Here is a 17,582-nt window from a genome sequence, read left to right as displayed (position 1 = left end):
CATCAGTGCTGACAGTGCCAACACTGCAACCATCGTCGTCTTGCTAGGGGTAACCCTGAGCGGCTGATGGGAGCGTGCCCGCTTATCACCGGCCGCGCCGGGGCCTCCAGCGTTTGGGCACATCACCACCACACAAGGCGGGAGCAATAACCAATGCACACCCCGAAATCTGAGCCGTCCTCACCACAGCCTGCCGGTAGCCAACCGAACAGCCGCACAGCACACGCAAGTGTTGCTGGACGTGCCGCAGCCATCGCTGCACAAACCCGGATCACCCGGTGCACCGACACATTTGTGCACGTCGAAAAGCCCACATTCGACCATGGTTTTGCCCATCGTTTCGACGCCCAAGTATTCGATCGCCTCCAATCCAATCCCGGCACACCAACCCCGCCTCAATCCTCATCTGCTGCAGCGGAGCCAGAACACCACACCGGAACCCCGGCACACTTGCTAGCAGAAAGCACCACACACCCCACATTGCGCACCGACCATCTGCAAGCTGCTGCACAAACCATTCGGGCAGGCACTGGCGTGAAATCCTGTTCCCGTCCGGTTGCTGTGGAAACCCGTCACACCACGGTGACTGTGCCACTGTCTACAGCGGTCGACATGCAACGACGATCACCTGCCAGTACAGCTGAACCACAACAAAGCCTGACCATGCCGGTTCGCTGGTATCGGCCGCTTACCGCTGACGGATCCCCTAATGCTGCTCACGCGGCGGAATCCTTACCATTAGTGATCTATCTGCATGGCGGCGGCTATGTCACCGGCAGCCTTGACGTCGTTGATGAAGCGCTACGCCAACTCAGTGCAGCTGCCCCTGCGCTGGTAGCCAGCATCGACTATCCCTTAGCACCAGAAACCCCATGGACAGTGATGCTGCACGCCGTCACCGAAGCCATCACAGCACTCAGTTCCGCAGAGCACCACACATCGCCATGGAACCTTGATCCACGACGTATCTTCATCGCCGGGGATTCCGCGGGCGGGGGACTGGCACTCCACGCCAGTCTCACCCTGGCACAGAATGACCGACTATCGCCTCCCTTAGCTGGTGTAGTCGCGCTCTATCCGCACTGTGACTGGCGTGTTCAGCTCAACACCATCACTGCAGCTGCAGCGGAATACACCATCTGTTCACAACAACAAGCCATGCTAGATACCCTGTTGGCGGATGCAGCTGCACAATGGACACACCCCAATTTTGTGGAATATCTCCGCATGGATGCGTCTACAGTGTCCGCCGATAATCTGCCACAACGGGATTTGCGGCAGCTCCCGCCAGTGTTTTTGTGCATCGGCGCATACGACTTCTTCCGTGGCCAAGTGCTGGCGTTAGCCAATCAATTATCTTCACAACAGCATCCATGTCGCCTCGTTGATTACCGTGGTGTTACTCACGGATTATTCGACCGGATCGGCGACATGCCCGCCGCAGACGACCTGTGCTGGGAGATTGCAGCCTTTGTCCGCGGCGACACCATTCCAGGTACAAGTGGCTAAAAAATGTTGATGCTCGGCGAATTCGGATCGAAGCGAACTGCGCACAGACTCGACCTTAGTGGGTGCAGCCCGAAGACTACTGTCCCGTGATCTGTTAAAACCTTGTGGCACCGGTGCTAGATAGGTGTCACTGAAAAGACGACTGGGATAGCTCAAGGGGGTGAAACCGTGACAGCCTTGTTTGGTTAGGTGCGAACTGGAAAAGCAACAGATTCATCCGCTGCGCCGCTGGGCAATATTGCTTCGCTGGCGGGCGTGATAGTGGCTTATCACCAAGACTGGACGTGAGCGACAACAGGGAAGTAGCGATACGGTGGATTCGGTTGCTGGGAAACCAGTGTTGCTAAGGGATGGTGTCTGGGCGGGAGTTTGTTAGGATTTTGCCCGTGCATTTGAAATCGTTGACGCTCAAGGGCTTTAAGTCGTTTGCGTCTGCGACGACCCTAAAATTTGAACCAGGGATCTGCTGCGTGGTGGGGCCGAACGGGTCAGGGAAATCCAATGTGGTCGACGCACTTGCCTGGGTGATGGGGGAGCAGGGGGCAAAAAACCTGCGCGGCGGCAAAATGGATGATGTCATTTTTGCTGGTGCAGGATCCCGGGCAGCGCTTGGTCGGGCAGAGGTTACCCTGACGATCGACAACCGTGATCAGGCACTTCCGATCGAGTTTGCCGAAGTTTCCATTACTCGCCGCATGTTCCGTGATGGGGCGAGCGAATATGAGATCAACGGGCAGAAAGCCCGCTTGATGGATGTGCAAGAACTACTGTCAGACTCCGGTATTGGGCGCGAAATGCATGTCATTGTCGGACAGGGGCGCCTGGCGGAGATTCTGCAGTCTCGCCCGGAAGAACGGCGGGCGTTTATCGAGGAAGCCGCAGGGGTGTTAAAACACAAGCGGCGGAAAGAGAAAGCGCAGCGCAAACTGGTCAATATGCAGGCGAATGTGGATCGTCTGCAGGATCTAACTGATGAACTGGGCAAACAGCTGAAGCCATTGGCGCGCCAGGCAAAGGCGGCACAGCGGGCAGCGACGGTGCAAGCTACTGTGCGACAAGCCCGGCAGCGGTTGGCGGCTTTTGACTATATGACCCGGGAAACTGCGGTGAACAAGCTGCAAGCCGAAGCTCAGCAGGCAGGGCAAGCACGCGACGCGGCAGCGGCTCGTGTTGCTCAGGCGCAAGATGCGCTTACCGCAGCGGAACAGCAAGTCACCCAACTTTCACCGGCAACCGAAGAAGCCGATAAGTTATTTTTTGATTTGTCGTCGTTGAAAGAAACCGTTGCAGCAACCCGCCGGATCGCCGCTGACCGGGCACAGCAGCAGGTGACTGAACCAAATTTCGCCGGTGAAGATCCGCAAGAGCTCCGCCGCCGGGCGGCTGCTGCCACAAGCCAGCTTGCGGCGTTAGAAGAGCAACGCGAGGAAGCCCAAGAGCGTCGCGAAACTATTGCTGAACAGTTGGACGACGCACAGCAGCAGCTTCGTGCGGCAGAAGCAGAAGTCGCGAAACGAATGCGGGCAATTGCTGACAAACGAGAAGGATTGGTGCGTCTGCTTGCACGGGAGGAAACCGTCAACCAGCAGCTTGCTCGACTCCGTGATGATGCCGCCACCTTCGACGAGACAGTGCGCGCTTTGGAAGACAAGGTGCGGCTAAGCCAGCGTGAATTGCTTCTTGCCAAAGAAAATTTGCATGCCAGTAACGCTGCCCGCAGCCCCCTTGTAGAGGCCGTGGACACTGCTGCGGCGGAAGCCACGGCTGCGGAAACCCGGCTTGACACGTTGCGGAAACAAGTCAGCGAATTGGAAAAACAGCTCGCTACCCGGCACGGCATGATCAGCACCCTGCAGGCTACGCTGCCAGTTGGTGACGACACCGAATTCGCGAAACTCACTGCTCATCTCACGTCGTTGGCGCAGCACCTCACCGTTGCACCAGCCTATGCCCCAGCTGTGGCGGCTGCCCTCGGTGGTCATGCTCAAGGCCTAGTCGGCGACATCACTGTTGACGCCATCACCGAACTCGACCCGGCCGGTATTACCCGCACCACTGTGGTGCAACAGAAAACGGATGATCGCCAGCATGCCGCTCAACCGCAACCGGGATGGCGACTCGACATCACGCTGCCTGCCGGATGCCGCTGGATCCTTGACGTTATCGAATGTGAACCTTCTATCGCCCCCATCATCAACCGACTTCTGGCTGATGTGGTAGTGGTCGATAATCCGGCAGCTATCGGCGAGATTGTGCAATTTGATCAACGACTGCGTGTCGTTGACCAGTCCGGTACGCTCGCCGGCTACGGCTGGGTGGAAATAGGTCGCAAACACAGCAACCCGGTAGAAGTCGCCAGTAAAATCTCCACCGCTGAAGCAGAAGCCGCAGCCTACGCCGAAGAACTCCAAGTCGTCGAAGGTACCCTCGACGGGGCAACGAAAGCAGCCGCGACCGCCCGGGTAACCCTTGCCCGAGCGCAAGCCGCCCTCGCCGAACACGATGCCGCACACACCGCAGTCGCTAAAGATGTTGACCGTGCCGAAACACAAGTAGCAGCCACCACCGCTGAAGCTGCGAAAGCTGCCACCCGATATGCCGACACCGAAACACAGCTCGCTGCACTGCAGGAAGAATACGATGATCTGGTCGACCGGTTAGCGCTTGCCGAAGATCCTCAAGAACTAGCTGAACCTGACACAGCTGAACGCGACGCGGCACAACAAGCTGTTGCCCAACTTTCGGCAATGGAAGTGGAAGCCCGACTCGCGTTACGAACCGTCGAAGAACGAGTCGAAAGCTTAACCGGCAAACCAGAATCATTGCTGCGCCGGGCAGAAGCCGAAACCCAAGCCCGCGCCCGGGCAGCGGCCGCCGCCGAACAAGCCCGCGCCAAACAAACCCTGGCACGGGCAATTGCCGACCATGCCAGTGCTCTTTTCGCCCGGTTGGAAGTCGCCTGCGAAGTTGCGCTTGCGAAAAAACGCGAAGCAAAAACCAGTCTGGATGCTGCCACTACTGCACGCAGCCAGGCAGCATCGCATGTGCGCACCAGTCAACAGCAACTCGACAGCAGCACTGAGCAAGCCCACGCCATTGGTGTGCAACTTGCCCGCGCGGAAGAACTCCTGGAACAGGCAGCCAGCCATATTACAAGCCAACTCGCGACAGATCCGGCGTCCCTTGTTGCCGAACTAGGCATCGGTGACGACTTTGATCGGGAAGCAGAACAGCAACAGCTGGCACAAGCTCAACGCGACCTGACCGCGCTCGGCAAAGTCAACCCGCTAGCACTCGAAGAATATAAAGCCCTCGAGGAGCGTCACAGCTACCTGGTCAAAGAACTCGACGATATTGAGCGGGCTCGCGCTGACCTGCGGCAAGTTATCGCGGAAGTCGATGACAAAATCCTCACCTTATTCACTGATGCGTGGCGAGATGTCGAAGCCCACTTTCCGCAAGTCTTCGCCACCCTATTCCCCGGTGGCACCGGGCGACTGGTGCTCACTGATCCGAACGATATGCTTACCACCGGCATTGAAGTTGAAGCACGGCCCCCAGGAAAGAAAGTAACCCGTCTCACGCTGCTATCCGGTGGGGAAAAATCCTTGACAACACTGGCACTCTTGGTGGCAATTTTTAAGGCACGCCCCAGCCCCTTTTATGTGCTTGATGAGGTGGAAGCAGCCCTCGATGATGTGAACCTGCGGCGGCTTATCGCGCTGTTGAAACAGTTGCGCCACGACTCGCAGCTGATCATCATCACCCACCAAAAACCCACCATGGAAATCGCTAATGTTCTCTACGGTGTGACGATGCGTGGTGACGGTGTCACCCGGGTCATCTCGCAGCGGATGACCCCATTCCACGATGAGCCGGAAGAACTTGTCGAGGCTCCTGCACCACCGGGCGAGCCGACACCATAGCATTCTTGGCTGGGGGCTCTGGGGAGCGGCTTGTTGCTTGTATGCGCCCCGCACAGCTGTGCACACCGGTCTGTGCCGGTGAAGGTGCAACGAATACAGGCATTATCATGACAATCAGGTGGTGATTTGCCTGGTCAGATTGCCGGGAACGATGACCGCCATAACAGGATATAGAGCAAGACGAAGGAGAGTTCGTGAACGACCGATCAACCACTACTCCTGCAGCTGACGCACGCGGCACCTTTTGGGTGCATGGCCGGGTGCAAGGTGTCGGCTTCCGCTGGTGGACGAGGGGACAGGCGTTGGAACTTCAGCTCAGCGGATCGGCGACGAATTATCCCGACGGGCGGGTTCTCGTGGTAGCCGAAGGTGCCCGTGCACAGGTGGAAACCCTGTTAGAGCGGCTGCAGGAAACCCCGAGTAACCATGGTCGACCCGGGCGAGTCGATACGGTAGTGGGAAATGTGGGCACGCCGCGCGGTGTGGAAGGGTTCTCCTGTCGCTAGACGACATCGGCTGGTTGGGGAACCTGTTGTTGTGTTCCCGCCGGTGTGGTGCGGCATTGTCTATAAGCCAGGGTGTCGATTTGCTGGCTTGTCGACTTTTTGGTGCGTGGCTATTGCCATAATCTGCTGCTCGCACAGGTATGCCACTGGGTGAGGAGGTGCACCACTTTGCTGCTCATATTTCCACCACGGCTGCACAGTAGGTGTCTGCAGGAAACCGGATGCTTTATGTGTGCAGCCACTGATAGCAGGGTGTTTTCTGCACAATCGAGGTGTGTCACGGGGAGATTGGCAGCAGTGGGGTAAGGTTGGAATTCTTTTCCCATCCCTTCCTAGCGTGGGCGCAATATCGGCAGTGGCTCGGCCACGGTTGCACTTGCGATGGCCTGCCGATTGGCGGCTATCCGGCGCTGCTGTGATGGGGCGGTGGAACGCATTACAATGATGGTTCCATCGGCATGTTTGGTTTCCGGCGTGTTATTCGTGTTCTTTGTGTCAAAGGCGGTGTCCTCAGTTGCAGGCAGCAACGAACAATCCAATCGCAGATCCCACCGATTCACTCCTTGGATGGGCAAGTGAGACAGAACTTGCTTTACGCAGTCGCTGCCACGGCCACGAGCTGTTCCATCAGCTCGGATTGTCTGCTGATGAGCTGGAAGGCATCGAACGCTTCTATGGGCTGTTTTTGTCGCGACAGCTAGCTGCTGGTGCAGCAGCGGCCGATCTTATTGCGATCACCCCGACGCTTGCGGTGGCCACCCTGGTGGGGCGGTCGGCACGGATGATTTCGGCTGAAACTTTTTTCACCGAGTGGGCTGGTGGTCTTGGATTGCCGGGGGATAGCTCGGTGATTGAGGCGATCACCGATGATGTGCCCGGTTTATTTCAGGAAGTAGGTTTGCACGTTCCTGCCGGGCTAATTGGCGACGATCCCACTTTGACAGTTGCACTTTGTGCCCTTCATGCAGGGGTTACCGGGGGCGAGGTGCCATGGTTGATCGAACTGGTCGACTGCATGGTGAAAACCGCTGAGGAGCAACAGCACGAGCTCACCGCGCAACAGATCATTGAGGTTATCGCCAGCGGCGACTACGCCCCAGTGTTGCGCGATGACATCACCGGCCACGACGATACGGAATCGCTAGACGAAGACGATCTGGCGCTGCGCGCCGAATATGAAGGAATTGGCCGTGACCTGTCGATGACCTCGTTGTGTGCCCGACATGCAGCTGAGCTACTCACTCCGACGATCGCTGGGGTGTTGGCTACGGTGTCAACGCAGCGCAATGATCCGGTGTGCTGGTTGCGAAAAACACATCCGGCCGATGTGGAATTGTCGCCGTTGGTGTTTGCGCAAGTGTTTGCCGAACTTCGGGAACGCCCCTTTGGGACAGTGCACCGGTCTTGGGCGGTGGGGGTGGCAACCCGGGAGTGGGAGCCCCGCATCGTGTTTGATCCGGTGCGGGGGAAAGTGTGTCTGCGGCTTCCTGAACAGCTGCTGCCTGCTGATGGTGGGGATATTCACTGGCGGGTCACTATTGGTGGTACGACTCGGATTCATCGCACCGGTCGCCCTGCCGGATCGGCTTCGCCATATTCAGCAGCACTTGACTTAAGTATTGATAAACAGGTGCGGGAGATCACCGTCACCGATACCGCAAACGACGCCCATTGGGTGTTGCCGGTGGTCGATTCTGCTGATCCGGTGCTGGTGTTTACTCGGAAAGGGTTTAACCTGACCGATAAAAAATCGCTGCATTACAGCGAGTTGACTGTGATCCATCCTGAGGATGCGACGATTACTGATCCGGTGACCGGCAATCCGGTACCGGTGGTGGATGCTGTTGCATTGAAGGGCTGGAAGGGCTGGACGGTGTCAACTGTTGATGCCAGTGATGCGCTGTCGATGCAGGTGTTGCGTCCTGGCCAGCAGCCATCACCGATGAAACAGGTGCGGTGTATTGATCCGCGGCAGCGGGCCGTATTCCACAGTCCGGAGCCGGTGGATTCTGCATTAGAGTCATCTTCGGGGTTGCCGGTGCATGCAGCATCGTTGGTGGCAGAGTTCCCACCGACGATCTCTGGTGATGATGAACGCTGGTGGCTGTCGATTTCTGCTTATGCCGGTCCTGGTCTTGCCGGGGAAGAGATCGCCGAGCCGGAGCCGTTAGATGTGCCTGCTGACGGCGGCGTATTTGATGTGTTTGATCCGGAGGCCTATGACGATCCGTGGTGTGGCGAATATTTAGTTCGGCTGCGTGGACCGCGTAATGAGTCCTTCCGGCACCAATTCGCCATTGTGGAGGGGTTGACCGTCGAGCCGATGATCGGTGCCGGTGAAACCGGTGTACGTATTCCGGCGCGGGGTGGGTTAACCCCGGCAAAGTTGGTGATTCGCGCCGGTGAGAAACCGTTTGTGGCAGATCCGAAAACGATTGATGTGGCCGCGGATCAGGCGGCTGGTATGGCGACGATTCACACCGATGGTGGGGATATGCTGCCGGTGCGGTATGTGCCGCCACAGTTGCGGTTTGAGATTCCGACGGTTGGTGTTGTGCCAATGTGGCGAACAACCCGGTTAGTCATAGGTCCGCGACAGTTGGCGGTCGACGGCACGCTTCGGGTGCGGGCGCCGCACACGATGCGCTCGCCGTTTGTGCAGTTGGTGAATGCGCAAGGCGCGCCGTTAGCGACGGTGAAGCTCACCACGAAAAACGAGGTGACTTACACGGCTGCGATGTCGAAACTGGCGGCTGCTGCCGCCACCATGGTGCGTGGCTCGTTGCTGGTGGAGTGGGTCGATCAGGCATCGAAGAAGAAATTGTCGGTGACTGTTGCGACAATTACCCCGGATCCGTTGCCCACTGCAGCCACGATCGATGATGGTGTTTTGCGGGTGACACCGGTGGATCGTGACCGGCCGATCGGGGTGTGGGTGTGGCCGCAGACTGCCCCTTGGGAACTTGGGCGCACGTTAGCAGCCGACGAGACTGGCGCTGTGCCGTTGCCGGCATCGCTTGTTGACGCAGGCCCGCTGATTGTGCAGCCGCATCCGGGTGACGCGTTTACCCGCCTGCGGGCACCGCTGGTGCCAAGCCAGTCCGCGTTGACGGTGCATCAGCCTGGATATTTCGCTGGTGGGAAACCATTGCTAAATCAGCTGGCTGCGTTTTTATCCGGGGAGGTTGACACCCTTCCAGAGGATCGGACAGTCATGCCCATTTTGTGGGAGGTGCTCGCTTCGTTGCCACCGGTGTCAAGTCGTGACGAAGCCGCTGCGGCTGTTCCACAGGCTGGCGGGTCTCCGGGTGCTGGGCAAGACAACGCACCAGGCGATGATGGTGCTACCGCGGACGGCGACCCTGCAGGGGTGGACGATGCGGCCAGTTCGGTGGCTGCGGCACCGGTCGATCCGCGGGCGGCGGTATTGGCCGCGTTGCAAGCCCATCCGGCGCGCGCCTTGGCAGGATTGTCACGGTCGCTGGTTCCCGCCGATCAGGCAGCCCGGTGGTTGATTCAATCAGGTCTGGTCACCAAGCCATTTACCGGGTCGCTTCCAGTTGATGAGGATCATCGGCAGCCATGGATCACCACACTATTGCTGCTTGGGGCGCTACCTGGGGCATATCAGGCCGCAGGATTTGATACCGATCCCACCGCTAGTGCTGACACTGCTGCCGCCGAATCCGGGAAGCTGGAGCATGCCGGTGAGAATACCGAACAGGTAGATACTGCCGCCGGTGAGCAGGAGCTGGCGGCAACTGCCGCACCTGCTGCTTTGGAACATTCTTTGGTGCAGCAGCCGCCGGTGGATCCTGCGCAAGCCCGGAAAGACTATCGTCACCTGGTGGAACAGCTGGTTGCGTTGAGCGGTAATCGGCTTGTTGAAACGCTGTACACCGGCCGGGATCACACCTTGGATACGGCTTGTGTCGACCAGCAGACGGTTTCAATTGCCCACATGAACCCGGCTCAGCAGCAGGCGCTGCTGGACATGTTCTTCAACCGCGCCGATATTGTGCCAGGTCCATTTATGGACGATGAGGCACGGCTGCTTGCAGTGTTTGAAACCTTTAACCAGCGTGCTGATTTGTCGCAGGCGCTGGCCGACCGGACGCTTATTGAGACTTCCGTGAAGCTGCTCAAAGCATTGCGTGGCACGAATCGGCAGCTGTATCAGGCTGCCCGGGTGCGGTTCGACAAGCTGGGGGATACCGATACTGGTGATGCCCGCAACGTGTGGGCGCTCACCCCGGTGATCTCTCTGGTGTTTGCGTTGTGTGCTCGTTTGCATGCCCACGGCAAATTAGAACGCACGAAACTGCTGCAGCAAGCAACCGACGGCTGGTCGGCGTTGGCTGATATGGTGCCTGATTTGGTGACCGGCGACGTTATCGCTGCTGAGGCAATGGTGCAGGCGGTACTGTATCCAGGGATCGGTTCCTAGCAGCCGGGCGTGGCGGCTGAATCGTCAACCGCCGTGCCAACAACAGGATTTCCCGGACTGGGCGACGGTGGCACGGGTAACCAGGATTCGTGCCACCGCGGGGCGGGAACTTAGCTGACCGGGAATAGTTATGCCACTATGGTTGCATGGATACTGCACAGCTTCGTGACTATTGGCAAACCTTCCTTGCTAATCCGACCTATCAGATAGTGGCGGTCGCAGCATTAGTTATTGTGCTTGCGATTGTGTTGTTGGTGGTGGGATTGCGCCGCAGGAAATCAAAGGTGGTTTCCTTCCACCCGCAGGAAGTCACTGAACAGAGCCGTAAACCGCTCACCCAAGCGGAGAAATCTGGTAACTATCAGGCGCAAGGCGGTTTCTCGTTTGCGCCAGCGAATGCCCCGGAAAAGCAGCCGGTGACCAAACCTGTACAACCAGCGGCGCAGGATGCGACTGCTTTAGCCACCGAACAGTTGCAGCAACAAGTCGCTGATAGTGCAGTGGTAACCCCAGCGGAACAAGCCGAGATGGCTGCACAGCAGGAGCAGGCAAAAGCGGCACAATTGCAGCAACAAGCCGCTGAGGAAGCTCGTCGGGCGGCCGCCGAACAGCGGCAAAAGCAACAGCTTGCCGCGCAAGCCGCTGAACGTGCAGCTAAAGCCCGGCAACAGCAAGCGGCCGCAGCAGAACTTAAAGCAGCGCAACAGGCCGCGCAACAGCAGCAAGATACACCTGCAAAGGCCACCTCGCCGGTGGCTCCTGCCGAAACACCTGTTGCACCACAGCCAACCCATGCGCCAAAGCCAAATAATGCGCCAGCTGATTCGACACCTCGTAGCGTCTCGCAAGTAACTTCCACCCCGGCAGTGGCAGCCACCCCGCCTGCCGCCCCTGCTACGGTGCCGGCACAGCCAACAACACCAGCAGCCGCACAGGTTGATAATCCAACTGGCAACTCTGCTGCAGCTCACCCACAGTCCGCATCTGTGGAGTCGGCCGAAAAACAAAACCAACCCGAAACTCACACCAAAGCTGTGACACCGAAGGCGGCGTCATCGCAGCAGCCAGACGCTACAGCTTCCCACCCGGAATCGTCCGCTGCCCAGCAGGAAGCAGACAAAGCCGCAAGCATTGGCAAGCAAACCCCAGCCAACCCGGCAGTACATCCGCGCAGCTCGGCTACACCTCAGCAAGCCCCCGCGCGCACGCCGGTCACACCACCAGCCGCAGCATCCACCACCTCGGCAGCTGATACTGCAGCTACGGCACACCAACGCGACACCGAAGAAGCCACCAGTGCAGCAGTTGCCGCCGCACAGGCCGCCGAACAGGCGAGCCGGGCAAAAACCACAACTCCAGTGCCTGAAACCCAGCCGGGTGCTGATACCACAGTAGGCCAAACACCGGCTGCGCCGACCGCACCAAGCAACGCTGAAACGCGTGCCCAGCAGGCTGCAATCGACGAGATCGCCCCGGCAGCTGGTCGACTTGGTCGCCTGCGCGGACGTCTGTCCCGTTCCCAAAACGTCATCGGCCAAGGAGTGCTCGGCATTCTTACTGCCGGTGATCTTGACGAAGACGCATGGGAAGAAATTGAAGATACCCTGCTGATGGCCGATTTGGGCACCAATTCAACAATGCGCGTAGTGGAAGAGTTACGCGAACTCATCGCTGAGCGCGGCGTGTCTAGCGAAGCAGAAGCCCGCGCCATGCTGCGGGAAGTACTCATTCAAGCGTGCCATCCCGAATTCGATCGATCGATCAAAGCAATGCCGAACAACGGCAAACCTGCAGTGATTTTGATGGTGGGGGTCAATGGCACCGGGAAAACCACCACCGCCGGGAAGCTCGCGCGTGTACTCGTGTCTATGGGGCATAAAGTCTTGCTTGGTGCTGCCGACACCTTCCGTGCTGCCGCCGCCGACCAGCTAGAAACCTGGGGTCGCCGAGTTGGCGCCAACACTGTGCGTGGCGCGGAAGGCGCCGATCCTGCATCGGTGGCGTTTGACGCGGTCGCCCGGGGCGTGACTGATCAAGTCGACGTGGTGCTCATTGACACTGCCGGTCGGTTGCATTCTTCCCAAGGCCTGATGGATCAATTAGGCAAAGTCAAGCGGGTTGTGGAAAAGAAATCCCAAGTCGACGAAGTGCTGCTGGTACTCGATGCGACCGTTGGTCAAAACGGTCTCATGCAGGCACGCGTATTCCGCGATGTTGTCGATATCACCGGCGTGGTGTTAACCAAGCTTGATGGCACTGCCAAGGGCGGCATTGTCTTCCAAGTACAGGAAGAACTTGGGGTTCCTGTGAAACTCGTTGGTCTTGGTGAAGGTGCTGACCATCTGGCACCATTTGAAGCTGAAAGCTTCGTCGACGCACTGCTCGGATAGCCGCCTCCTGCAGCATGCCTGTGCAGCGGAATCATTCCACGATCTAGACCACCGTCGCACTATTTTCGGCACACCGTGTCCCGTACCGCCCGAAAGCCAGTTTCGCTGGCTCTCGGGCGGTGCATTATTTTTTCACACCGCAGGGTGGTACAGAAAGCTAAACTATTGACCAATAACCGGCGCGAGCCCACCGGCGGCCATTGGTTTTCGTCAACAGCGAGCCGGTAGCAACAGAAGGACAGTGACATTGTGAAACTGATTACGGCAGTCATTAAACCGTTCACCTTGCAAGACGTGAAAGATGCTCTCTCCCAGCTGGCAGTGCAGGGCATGACCGTCACCGAAACGCAGGGTTTTGGCCAGCAGCGTGGCCACTCTGAGGTGTATCAGGGGGCGGAATATGCTGTCGGGTTCGTGCCGAAAATCAAGGTAGAAATTCTGGTTACTGACGACGCCCTCGAGGATGTGCTAGAAGCGGTGGTGCAGGCTGCACGCACCGGCAAAATTGGGGACGGAAAAATTTGGGTCACCCCGGTCGAGGAAGTGATTCGTGTCCGAACCGGGCAGCGCGGAGAGGAAGCACTCTAGCAATAGTGACGTTGCCGTTGATGACCGCCAACTGTGTTGCCACGCAATCGCCAACCCTTCAACAGCGCCCAACCCCGAAGAAGGAGTGCGGCTGTTCCACAGTGGAATCGGGGCAGCAATACGGCAATAGTGACGCAACCAAGGCAGCTACACCTGTAACCACAAGGACACGACGGTGGCCGGGGAAGGGGAGCAGCCCCACAGGCAGCAAGCGCGGCACAGCACCGCACCACCACCGCGTCGCAGCGCGTCCACTTAACCTTCCACTTTCACCTGGTAGGGAAGGGGAACCTCCACCCAAACGCTGTCGAAGCTGACGCAAGGGTAAACAATCTCACCATGATCGATCACCTATCGCAGCGGGCTGCTCAAATCCGCCAAGCCACCCACGAACAGGCACAAGCACTGCTGCATTCGCTACCAATTCCGGTCGGCAGCGCATTGGTGGCAACCGGCTCCTATGCCCGCAGGGAAATGACTGCCTACTCCGATCTTGATATTTTCCTGCTCCAACCCAGCGAAGGCACCTCGGCCCCACCCGTCACCGACCACCGCCATCCAGCTTGGCAACCCCACCACCCCACAGCCAACAACCGGCCACCGAGCACTGTACAGCCGCCAGAGGCTCTTGCTGCCGATACGATTGGTTACGCACTGTGGGACAGCCAATTCCGGGTAGACTTCGTCACCCGCACCCAAGCCCAATGCATATCGCTTGTGGCTAGTGATATTCCCGCCGCCCTCGCCCTGCTTGACATGGAATATATTGCCGGCGACCGCGACCTATTCGACACCACCCGCCGGCAAGTGCTGCGGTGCTTTCGCCAGCTTGTCGCAAAGAACTTTCCAGCAATTTTAGAATGCGCCAACGCCCGCTGGACACGCAGCGGCTCGGTGGTGTCCATGACCCGCCCAGATGTGAAAAATGGTCGCGGCGGTCTCCGCGATGACGAACTTGGCACAGCCCTCCGCTTTAGCCAACTCGCCGACTATCCCACTAGCCCAGCCCACCGGGAAGCACTCATCCACGCCCGTCAACTCCTTGTCGATGTGCGATGTCTCCTCCACGATTCACTGCGCCGCCACCGCGACATAGTAGAACCGGCAGTAGCCGTCGACATTGCCCGCGAACTCCACCTCGCCGACCGCTACACTCTGGCCACAGTCATCGGCAAAGCCAGCCACCACATCGATCGCGAACTTCAGCGCACCATCGCCCAAGTCCGCAGTGTGCTCCCCAGAGATTCACACACCCGCAACACACGAAAACCACTCGACACAGCAGTCGTAGACGCCGGTGGATATGTTTCCGTCACCACCATTCCACACCCCGCTGATCCGGCTGCACCAGGCTTTGCGCTGCGGGTAGCAGCTGCGGCAAGTCGCGCCGGACTCCCCGTAGCACGGCCAGTGTGGGACACCCTTGCCCACCTACCAACACCAGCAGCAGAAGCTGTGTGGCGACAAGACATGCGCGAAGATTTCCTCACCATTTTGGCGCACCCCGAATCAGTGATCACAACGGTGACAGCCCTTGACGAAGCCGGACTCTGGCAACGATACCTTCCAGAATGGGGCAACGTCCGGGCACTGCTGCCGCGAGAACCCAGTCATGTGCACACCGTCGACCTGCACCTGCTACACACTGTCCAACAATGCGGCCAAGTATCCTTCCATTCACCCCGCCCCGATCTGCTGCTACTCGCAGGCCTCCTGCACGACATTGGGAAAGGAACCAATCGACCACACGCCCAAGTAGGAGCAGAAATAGCTGCGAAAACCGGCCACTGGATCGGACTGAACCAGGCAGACACCTCGATTCTGCAAACCCTGGTTGCCGAACACACCCTGCTGTTTCGACTCGCCACCAAATATGCCCCCGATTCCCCCACAGCGATCGACACCCTTCTTGACGCCTGCCACTACCATCCGCTCACCTTAGAACTCTTGGGTCGACTCACGAAAGCGGACGCTATCGCAACCGGCCCGAACCAGTGGAACAAGCGCATAGCCATGACCGTGGAGACGCTGCTAGCAGGGGCGCGCCGGGAGTTGACTCCGCCGGTGCCCCAGCGACCATTTTTTACGGTGCCACCAACACAGTTGGTGCAATGTGTCTATCAAGCCGGCGAACCGGTGGTCTTTATCAAGACTGCTGCGAAATCGGAGGTGGTTCGTATGCTGGCGTTGATCCGCTCGCAAGGGCTACTTATCACCGACTATGTGATGGCGACCCGACGGTCGACGCCGCAGGCTGGCGGCGGTGACAACACAGCAGGCGCAGCAAGCCTTGAAAAGCCTGTAAGGACACAAGTGCTGGCAGGTGATGCGCAGCCGTGTATAGATGCCCGGATTCGGTTACGAAACACCCTCGGGTCAGCCCTTGATGTGCAACGGTTAACCCAGTTGTTGCGACATGCCGCAAAGCCGAAGCTGCCGCCAGTGCCACCAGCACCGGTGATGGTGCACTGGTATAACCCAACCCTTGCAGAGTTGCGCACTGTTGACCGTCCAGGGGTTACTGCTGCACTGCTTGAGCTCGTTGAAGATTTTCATTGGTCGGCGGCAGCAACTCCCGGTTCGACGATTATTGCCCGAGTACAGCTGCCGGTGGGAACCAATTCCCACCAATTCGAGTCGGCGGTGGTAAAAGCGTTAAGCGGCAGTCAATTTTAGAGCTTTGGCTACATCAACAGTGCACCGAACGATTGCCCACAGTGAACCCACCTCCTGCGGCGGTGGTTGCTGGTGCAAGCTGTGTACCGTGCCTGGCTGACCCGCGTTGCAGGAAAAGACCAGCAGGGTAGTGCAGTGGGACGCTCAGAATTTCCGCTGCGGCTTCCAAACCCGTGGTGTTGCAGATGTTATCACTGTGGCCAATGTTGGTAGAGTGAACGGAAGTTGTGTGTCATGCCATGCACGCTGGTGGGCAGCTTGCACCTCTGGTGTGCAACGCTGCCAACCCGACCTGGCAAGATATGTTCGCCCCGTCCGCACCACGTTGAAACCAAGAAAGCAGGTGTCACCTTCTCGTGATCCAGCGTCTCTCCCGCATGCTCGTCGCCGCCACTGCAGCAGTCACACTGGCAAGCCTTCCCAGTCCTGCACACGCCGACATGCTGCTGACTCCACAAGGATTTTCTTCCACCGGCTCTGCGGAACAACTCCTCAGCGGTGGTCTTGGACTTGCCGAATTCAACAAGTCTGTCAGTTCCTCCTGGCATCTTCTTGATCGCCCAGCACCCACTGGCGGACACAAAGTATTGGTCTTTGGTGATTCAATGACCGGCGGAACCGGATTTCCGGTCTATACCGATTCCCGGGGCTGTATGCATTCGCGCACCTCGTGGCCAGCAAAGCTGGACGCCCAACTCGGCGGGGATGCTGTCGTCGATGCTTCCTGCTGGGGTTCAGGGATCAACTCCGGGCTGGGGATCCCTTTTGCTGACCAGGTGCGCTACGCCGAACAGCTTGGTTCTTTAGGACCAAACACCACCGATATCGTGATCCAACTCGGCTTTAATGATGCCTGGTCAGGTGGACAATCAACGTTACTCCACACTGCTGCGACCTGTATCACCTCCCCTGCGTTGTGCGGGGAAGCTGGTGTGGCGCAAGGCCGCGTCATCAACCCGGCCGATATTACTGCTGAACGGATGACTGCCGGGTTGAAACCTGTGGTGGACTATCTGCGCTACTATGCCCCGCAGGCAACGATTCACCTCATGGGATATCCCGCAATGGTAACCCCGAACGATGATGTGTTATGCGTATCAATCTTTGGCGCCCCCACCAAGGTCATTGGTGCACCGGTGTTTGGTCAGGCCTTCCGGAATCTGCAGACAGCGGCTGAGCGCAGCGCCGCAACACTGAACCTGGACTTTATCGATCTGCAGGCTGCAACTGTCGGTCATGAAAGCTGCTCTGCGGAACCTTGGATCTATGGCGCAGCAGACCCCAAGGCGGGCATCGGTGGGGCAGTGCAACATCCAAACGAACAGGGCAATGCGGTTGCTGCCGATCTTGTGCGCAGCCGACTGCAGTAACAGTATTCGGGGTTTTCGAAAAAAACGCAGCCTCGGCGTGCGGTCAAGATGCTCAACCGGCAGCATGTGTGGCCGAAAACATGCGGCTAGGACACCTTGAGTCCGGCGGTGATCGTGGCTGGCATTCGCAACATGACAGCCACGGTTTTTAGCGAAAACTATTCAGTGGC

General features: G+C 58.5%; 8 protein-coding genes. All 8 read left to right on the top strand.

Going from position 1 to position 17,582, the window contains the following annotated elements; all coding sequences use genetic code 11:
• The first annotated feature begins 153 nt into the window (after nucleotides 1–153).
• The 8 genes from CCHOA_RS06800 (at nucleotide 154) to CCHOA_RS06765 (ending at nucleotide 17,412) form a co-directional block, all read left to right on the top strand.
• Nucleotides 154–1,509 (top strand): alpha/beta hydrolase, encoded by a 1,356-nt coding sequence (locus CCHOA_RS06800; protein WP_123928600.1) that lies wholly within the window; start codon nucleotides 154–156, stop codon nucleotides 1,507–1,509.
• 386 nt (nucleotides 1,510–1,895) lie between these two features.
• Nucleotides 1,896–5,435, top strand: coding sequence for a chromosome segregation protein SMC (gene smc / locus CCHOA_RS06795; RefSeq protein ID WP_123928597.1), 3,540 nt, complete (start codon nucleotides 1,896–1,898; stop codon nucleotides 5,433–5,435).
• A 194-nt stretch (nucleotides 5,436–5,629) separates the two neighbouring features.
• Complete coding sequence (locus CCHOA_RS06790) at nucleotides 5,630–5,941, top strand: acylphosphatase (RefSeq protein WP_123928593.1); 312 nt, start codon at nucleotides 5,630–5,632, stop codon at nucleotides 5,939–5,941.
• A 514-nt stretch (nucleotides 5,942–6,455) separates the two neighbouring features.
• Complete coding sequence (locus CCHOA_RS06785; protein ID WP_123928590.1) at nucleotides 6,456–10,388, top strand: hypothetical protein; 3,933 nt, start codon at nucleotides 6,456–6,458, stop codon at nucleotides 10,386–10,388.
• A gap of 146 nt (nucleotides 10,389–10,534) precedes the next feature.
• Nucleotides 10,535–12,778 (top strand): signal recognition particle-docking protein FtsY, encoded by a 2,244-nt coding sequence (gene ftsY, locus CCHOA_RS10800; protein WP_206425776.1) that lies wholly within the window; start codon nucleotides 10,535–10,537, stop codon nucleotides 12,776–12,778.
• Nucleotides 12,779–13,027: 249 nt separating this feature from the next.
• Nucleotides 13,028–13,366, top strand: a complete 339-nt coding sequence (locus tag CCHOA_RS06775) for a P-II family nitrogen regulator (protein ID WP_123928587.1) — start codon at nucleotides 13,028–13,030, stop codon at nucleotides 13,364–13,366.
• Between the two features lie 339 nt (nucleotides 13,367–13,705).
• Nucleotides 13,706–16,042 (top strand): HD domain-containing protein, encoded by a 2,337-nt coding sequence (locus CCHOA_RS06770; protein ID WP_123928585.1) that lies wholly within the window; start codon nucleotides 13,706–13,708, stop codon nucleotides 16,040–16,042.
• Between the two features lie 356 nt (nucleotides 16,043–16,398).
• Entirely contained in the window at nucleotides 16,399–17,412 is a 1,014-nt protein-coding gene (locus CCHOA_RS06765) for an SGNH/GDSL hydrolase family protein (RefSeq protein WP_123928583.1), read from the top strand.
• Nucleotides 17,413–17,582: the final 170 nt, after the last annotated feature.

Origin of the sequence: Corynebacterium choanae (assembly GCF_003813965.1) — a bacterium.
Lineage (GTDB): Bacteria > Actinomycetota > Actinomycetes > Mycobacteriales > Mycobacteriaceae > Corynebacterium > Corynebacterium choanae.
The sequence above is the reverse complement of the archived record's forward strand: the minus strand, read 5'-3'. Positions and strand labels throughout refer to the sequence as shown.